The 6731-nt window shown below is 69.8% G+C and carries 5 protein-coding genes; all 5 read left to right on the top strand.

The features are described 5' to 3' along the window. Positions 1-2153 (top strand): putative bifunctional diguanylate cyclase/phosphodiesterase (locus DD1DGNOD_RS06900; RefSeq protein ID WP_165036499.1); only part of this gene is annotated, 2153 nt, incomplete at its 5' end. Positions 2154-2227: 74 nt separating this feature from the next. Beyond that, the gene (locus tag DD1DGNOD_RS06895; RefSeq protein WP_131765736.1) at positions 2228-3694 is read left to right on the top strand and encodes a nicotinate phosphoribosyltransferase; all 1467 of its coding nucleotides are present in this window, start codon (positions 2228-2230) and stop codon (positions 3692-3694) included. A 206-nt stretch (positions 3695-3900) separates the two neighbouring features. Continuing rightward, the gene (locus tag DD1DGNOD_RS06890) at positions 3901-4587 is read left to right on the top strand and encodes an NUDIX hydrolase (RefSeq protein WP_131765793.1); all 687 of its coding nucleotides are present in this window, start codon (positions 3901-3903) and stop codon (positions 4585-4587) included. A gap of 171 nt (positions 4588-4758) precedes the next feature. Beyond that, a complete protein-coding gene (locus DD1DGNOD_RS06885; RefSeq protein WP_165034804.1) occupies positions 4759-4959 on the top strand; it encodes a hypothetical protein in 201 nt (66 codons plus the stop codon). Between the two features lie 234 nt (positions 4960-5193). Next, positions 5194-6660, top strand: a complete 1467-nt coding sequence (locus DD1DGNOD_RS06880) for a helix-turn-helix domain-containing protein (protein ID WP_131765735.1) — start codon at positions 5194-5196, stop codon at positions 6658-6660. The last annotated feature ends 71 nt before the right edge of the window (positions 6661-6731 follow it).

Here is a 6731-nt window from a genome sequence, read left to right as displayed (position 1 = left end):
TGCACGCCGTCCTGCGCAGGTCGCCGGTGAAGGTGCTGTTCAACGGGGCCAGCGCCACCGTCGGCACCGCGGTCGCGGCAGGCGTCCTATGGCTGCTGGGCGGGCGCGCCGGGCATCTGGAGGGCACCGCGATCGCGCTCGCTGCCCCGGCCGGTCTCACGGTCTGCCTGTGGACCAGCCTGTCCGTGTCCATGGTGATCTCCGCAGTGACGGGGATGCCGCTGCGCCGGACCCTGCGCGAGACCATGGGCATCAGCACCGTGATCGCGGCCGGCGGCATCGCGGTCGGCTGCGGAGCCGTCGCGCTCGCCTACACCAGCCCGGTGACTCTGATCGTCCTCCCGCCGATCCTGGTGGGTCTGGTGATGGTCTATCGGATGCAGGTCGACTCGGCCCAGCAGCGTGACCGCTGGCGGCAACTCAACGCGGCCGCGAAGGATCTCGCCATTCTGGACCGGACGGCCATCGAGGCTCGAGCGACCGAGATCGCCTATGAGATCTTCCGGCCGGACGGTGTGGAGCTCGTCGTCAGCCCGGTCGCCGCATCTGTGCCGACAACGCCGGCGCAGCCAACCGGGTGCCCGCGGGGAGCCGACGACGTCGCCACCACCCTCACCGGGCCTTCCGGGCAGGTCGGGGTGCTGCGGCTGCACTTCGCCCGGCCGGCCCCGTGGAGAGAGCACGACCAGGCCGTCCTCGCCGCGTTCGCGAACCTGGTGGCACTTGCGGTCACGAACGCCAACACCTACGCCGAAGCCCACGACCAGGCATTCCACGACGCCCTCACCGACCTGGGCAATCGGCGGATGCTCCAGCAACGCACCGCCCAGGCGATCGCCGCCACCGCCGCCGGACCGCGCTTCGCCCTGCTGCTCGTCGACCTCGACCGGTTCCGGGACGTCAACGACACCCTCGGGCACGACGCCGGTGACCAGCTGCTGCGCGGGATCGCCGAACGGCTGCGGCGCAGCGTCCGCGCGGGTGATCTGGTGACCCGGATCGGCGGGGACGAGTTCGCCGTGCTGCTGACCGGGATCCGTGACGCCGAGGCCGCCGAAACCATCGCGTCCGCACTCACCAGGATGCTGGCCCGCCCGGTCAGCGTCGAGGGAATGATGCTCTCGGTCGAGGCGTCCGTCGGTATCGCCTGCCTCCCCGAGGACGGCGAAACCGTCGACGAACTGCTGCGCCGCGCGGACGTCGCCATGTACCAGGCCAAGAAAACGCACAGCGGTTATCGACGCTACCGGGCCGACGAGGATTCCTCCACGCTGGCGCACATGGCATTGATGGCAGACCTGCACGGCGCGCTCGACCAGGGCGACATAAGCCTGTGCTATCAGCCGCAGATCGACCTGGAAACGGGCCGGATCGTTGCTTTCGAAGCACTCGCGCGCTGGAACCACCCGGTTCTCGGCCTCCTTGCTCCCGACGCTTTCATCGGCGCCGTGGAACAGTCCGGGCGTATTGGCGACTTCACCCGCGCCGTCCTGCGGGAGGCGTTGTCCACGGGTGGCCGGTGGCGTGCGGATGGCGCTCGCGTGGGCATTTCCGTGAACCTGTTCGCGCGTAACCTCCTGGAACCGGACCTGGCCACCGAGATCGCGCAGCTGCTGCTGGCGAACAGAATGCCGGCGTCGGCGCTCACCCTGGAGATCACCGAACGGGCGGTCGTCATGGAATCCGCCACAACTGTGCGCTCGCTGGCCGCATTGCACGACCTCGGGGTGCGTCTCGCCGTGGACGATTTCGGTACCGGCTACTGTGCACTCAACGTGCTCGGACAGTTCGATCTGCACGAGGTGAAGATCGACCAGTCGTTCGTCCGTAACCTCGCAGGCGACCGGGCCAACTCCGCGATCGTGCGAGCGACGATCGCGCTGGCCCACGACCTCGGGCTGCGGGTCGTCGCCGAGGGCGTCGAGGACAGTGAGACGATCAACGCTCTGTCCGTTCTCGGCTGCGATCTCGCCCAGGGGACGTTCATCAGCCCCCCGGGGTCAGCTGAGCAGGCCACCGCCCTGCTACGGGATGCCGGCCGGCTGGCGACCCCGCGATCAGCCGACGTGCTGCCGTTCCGGCGTCCCGCAGGTGAACGCAGCGGGACCGCCGCGCCCGCCCGCAGGGCGTACCCGGCGACCGACGGAATATGATCCGATACGGAGAGAGATGACCCGATGCGCCAGGATCGTGCATGGGATCCGGCTGAGGTCCTAATGTGGTCGCGATGACCACGCCCACATCGCCGTCCGTGCAGCCGCCCGCACCGGCGTCCACAGCTTTGCTGACCGACCAGTACGAGCTGACGATGCTGCGGGCCGCGCTGCGCTCCGGGGCGGCCTCACGGCGGGTGGTCTTCGAGGTGTTCACCCGGGCCCTCCCGGCCGGGCGCCGGTTCGGCGTGATCGCCGGTACAAGTCGCCTCCTGGAGGCGATCGCGGCGTTCCGGTTCGGCCCGGCCGAGACCGCCTACCTGCGCGGCAACGGGATCGTGGACGACACGACCGCGGACTACCTGGCCGGATACCGATTCGGCGGGGACATCCACGGCCTCGCCGAGGGCGAACCGTTCATGCCGAACACCCCGGTGCTGGTCGTCGAAGGCACCTTCGCCGAATGCGTCCTGCTGGAGACCCTGGTGCTGTCCGTGCTCAACCACGACAGTGCAATAGCCAGCGCGGGCGCCCGGATGGTCGCCGCGGCCGCGGGCCGACCGTGCATCGACATGGGCTCCCGCCGCGCCCACGAGCAGGCGGCGGTCGCCGCGGCCCGGGCCGCCTACCTGGTCGGGTTCACCGCCACCTCGAACCTGGAGGCGGGCCGGCGCTGGGGCATCCCCACGACCGGAACGGCGGCGCACGCGTTCACGCTTGTCCATCCGTCCGAACGCGAGGCGTTCATCGCCCAGACCGCCGCACTCGGAGCGGATACGACACTCCTCGTCGACACCTACGACGTGCAGGCGGCGATCGCCACCGCGGTGGAGGTGGCCGGACCGGCGCTCGGCGCGGTCCGCCTCGACAGCGGCGACCTCGCGGCGGTGGCCCGGGCCACCCGTGCCCAACTGGACCGCCTCGGTGCGAAAACCACCCGCATCATCGTGACCGGGGACCTCGACGAGCACGTCATCGCCGCGCTCGCGACCTCGCCGGTGGACGGCTACGGCGTGGGCACCAGGCTCGTCACCGGTTCGGGCGCGCCGACAACAGGGTTTGTCTACAAGCTCGTCGAGGTGGACGGGACAGCAGTCGCAAAGGCCTCGGTGGGTAAGAGCACCAGGGGCGGGCGTAAACACCTGACCCGCCGGCACGACCGGAACGGGGTGGCGGTCGCCGACGTGATCACGACAACGACCCGGGGATCCGGGCCTCCCGGACCTCCGGTCGGCGCCAGCTCTGCCACCGGTACCGGCTCTGCCAGTGGCTCCGGCCGCATCCCGGTCCCGCCCGGTCCGGACGCGGGCACACCCTGCCTGGAGCGGCCGCTGCTGGTACCGCTGGTGCGCGGCGGAAAGGTTCTGGACACCGCCGGGACGGCCGCCCAGGGTCTGCTCGCCGCTCGGGCCCACCACAAAGCGACCCTGGCATCCCTGCCGACGCACGCGCTCCACGTCACCTATGGTGGACCGTGCCTGCCGGTCATCACCGCCGGACAGCAGGCGGAGCCGCAACCCGGGCAACCCGGACGGCATTAGCACTTCTCCCGGGCAGCATTAGCACTTCTCGCACGAGTCCGCGCCCCGGTCGGCATGGTTGGACCGCACACTGGGGCATCGTGAGACCTGGCATATCGAACGGCGCCCCGGTCAGCAGGGACCCCGCCGACACGCCCCCTGTCGACAGGGTCCCGACTGGCCGAGCCTCCGCTGACCGGTCCCCGGACGCGCTCACGGACAGGTCGCTGTCGATCGCGGTGACTGTCGATGTCGTCCTGCTGACGTTGCGTTCCGGCCAGCTCTGTGTGCTGGTCACGCAGCGGGACTCGCCACCGTTCCAGGACGACTGGGCACTGCCCGGTGGCTTCGTCCGGGTGGACGAGGATCTGGACTCCTCGGCCCGGCGGCAGCTCGCCGAGGAGACCGGAGTCGCCGCTTCCGGCCATCTCGAGCAACTGCGCACCTATGGACGGCCGGACCGCGATCCACGGGCACGAGTCGTCAGCGTGGCCTACCTCGCCCTGCTCCCGAACCTGCCGCCCCCGCCGGGAGCCGATCGCGACGGGCCGACGGCACGCTGGTGGCCGGTGGAGGACCTGGGCTCCGCGGACGGCCCGGTCCTCGCCTTCGACCATCCGACGATCGTCGCCGACGGCGTGGAACGAGCCCGCAGCAAGCTGGAGTACACCCCGCTCGCCGCCGCCTTCTGCGAGGAGCCGTTCACCCTGGCCGAGCTCCGCCGCGTTTACGAGGCGGCCTGGGGAGCCCCGCTCGACCCCCCCAACTTCCGCCGTAAGGTACTGTCGACCCCTGGATTCGTGGTGCCGGTCGGTGCCCGCGCGGCGCCACGCGGTGGGGGACGCCCGGCCGAGCTGTACCGGCGGGGCTCCGCAACGGCCCTGCACCCACCGTTGTTGCGCCGGTCCGTGTGAGCGGCGTCGCCGTTGTCGATCGGCGGGTTCCGGCCGGGATCCGACAGCCGACCATGGCGCAGGCAACCGCGGCTGAGTCGATCACGGCTGAGCCGGCCGCGGCGCAGTCGCTGTGCCACGGGCGGACCCGGCTTCCCACCCTCGACGGGATCACCTGGGATCATCGTCGGTGTGCATCCCGATGCCAGTAATGCAGGAATATTTCTCGTCGTCGTCGGTGGCGCGTTGTTCGCACTGCTGGTGTTGGGTCGCCGCGCCGGCCGCAGCCTCGCGCGTGAGCTCTGGAGCCGCCTCGGCCTCCTTCGCTGGATCATCGCGCTGATCGTCGTCGTGGTCTTCTTCGATCTCGCCGACGGTGTCGTGAACCGGTGATCCATACGGCCGGAGAAGCCCGAACGGCCGAAGAATCAGGACCACCCAACCCGCGACACCACCCCGTCCTTCTCAAGCGTCCTTAATAGATTGTCAGCGGAACGTGTGATTCACTTCACCGGAAGCAACATTTTTGCCGTACCGGAAGCAACCCTTTTGTGGCTATGAGCTATCAGTTGGCTGACTAGTTATGCTCACTTCCAGTAACCCCGAAGCTGGACGAAAGGACCGCGGGTGACTGGTCAACCATGGCTGTGGACGCCTCCGCACCAGACGTCTCGGCCGACCGGCGTGGGGCTCCTTCTCCGCTCCTACCGGCAGACATTCGGGCTCACCCAGCAGCAACTCGCCGAACGGCTCGGCTTCGACCAGTCCTACGTCTCCAAGGTCGAAAGCGGCCGGCGCGCCATACACGACATCTCCACGCTGCGTCACATCGCCCGCCGGCTGTCACTGTCACCGGAGGATGTGGGTCTGGCCGCGGGTTCCCTGGTCGAAGGCCGCCGGGACACCGCCTCCGCCGATCCGCTGGACGAGCGGATCGCGGCGAGCCAACGTACCTGGCGCCTGACGCGCGACTACCTCAACCACCATCGGATCAGCCTGGCCCGAGCCGCAGCCGGGCTGTACCCGCAGCCCTACCGGCTCGGCAACGGCCTGCTGGCCCGGCCCGGCTGGATGTGGAACGAGCCGGTCGACCTCGCCGACATCGGGCTGGAGTGGTCCGACACGGTCACTGCACCGACCGTCTCGGGAGCGGGCGCCGACACCGAGCATCTGCGCCCGCTGGCCGACGGCGGATCCACCTTCGGGACGTACACCCGGGCCATGCGCGATCTCGACCGGCCCACGCTCTTCGAGAACCGGCTGAGCTTCCGCATGCTCGAGACCGCCCGCTCCGAGGCGGACGGATCGCGGCTGACCTTCGGTCACACCACCTACTTCGACGCCCTCGACGTGTGCGAGTCGGTCGCCCACGAAACGGCCGCGGCCATGCTCGGCGGTGGGCTGTCCTGGCCTGTGCTGCCGTTCCGGCGCCGCATAGGTGATCCGTTCGATCTCGGGCGGCGGGTCACCCTGCCGTCCATCAACACGTTGACCATCCGCCACGACCAGACCCGGGCGAGCTTCATGCTGCACCGCCGCAGCGCCGGCTCGGTGGCGACCGCCGGCGGCGTGTACCACGTGCTGCCGGCCGGGGTGTTCCAACCGTCCGGGATCTCCCCGTGCCACCACGAGACCGACTTCGACCTCTGGCGCAACATCATGCGCGAGCTGAGCGAGGAGCTGCTCGGCAATGCCGAGCACGACGGCAGCGGCTCCTCCCTGATCGACTACGACAACGACGAACCTTTCCGTTCCCTGCAGCGGGCCCGGCAGTCCGGCTGCGTCCGCGTCTGGTACTTCGGCATGGGTGTCGACGCGCTCACGCTGTTCGGTGAGATCCTCACAGTCGTGGTCGTGGACGCCGACGTGTTCGACTCGCTGTTCGCCGGGATGGTCCCGGTGAACGCCGAAGGATCCGTGGTCACCACAGGCCCGCATCGGCGGGCGTCGGAGGGCATCCCGTTCACCCACGCGGCTGTCCGCCGGCTGATCGAACACGAACCGCTCGCCCCCTCGGCAGCAGCCTGTCTGGAGCTCGCGTGGCGCCATCGCGAGACGCTGCTTCCGGGGCTGCGCATGCGGGTCGCTTCCTGAGCCCCGTCGACATCGTGCGTGTTCTTGTGACCGGCGCGGCCGGTTTCATCGGCGGGGCGGTCACCGACACC

The organism is Candidatus Protofrankia californiensis, assembly GCF_900634765.1.
Classification (GTDB): domain Bacteria; phylum Actinomycetota; class Actinomycetes; order Frankiales; family Frankiaceae; genus Protofrankia; species Protofrankia californiensis.
This window is presented reverse-complemented; position numbering and strand designations above follow the sequence as displayed.

Bases quoted from the DNA above. Each gene is read 5' to 3' on its own strand.
- DD1DGNOD_RS06895 (WP_131765736.1), top strand. From the start codon at position 2,228: ATGACCACGCCCACATCGCCGTCCGTGCAGCCGCCCGCACCGGCGTCC.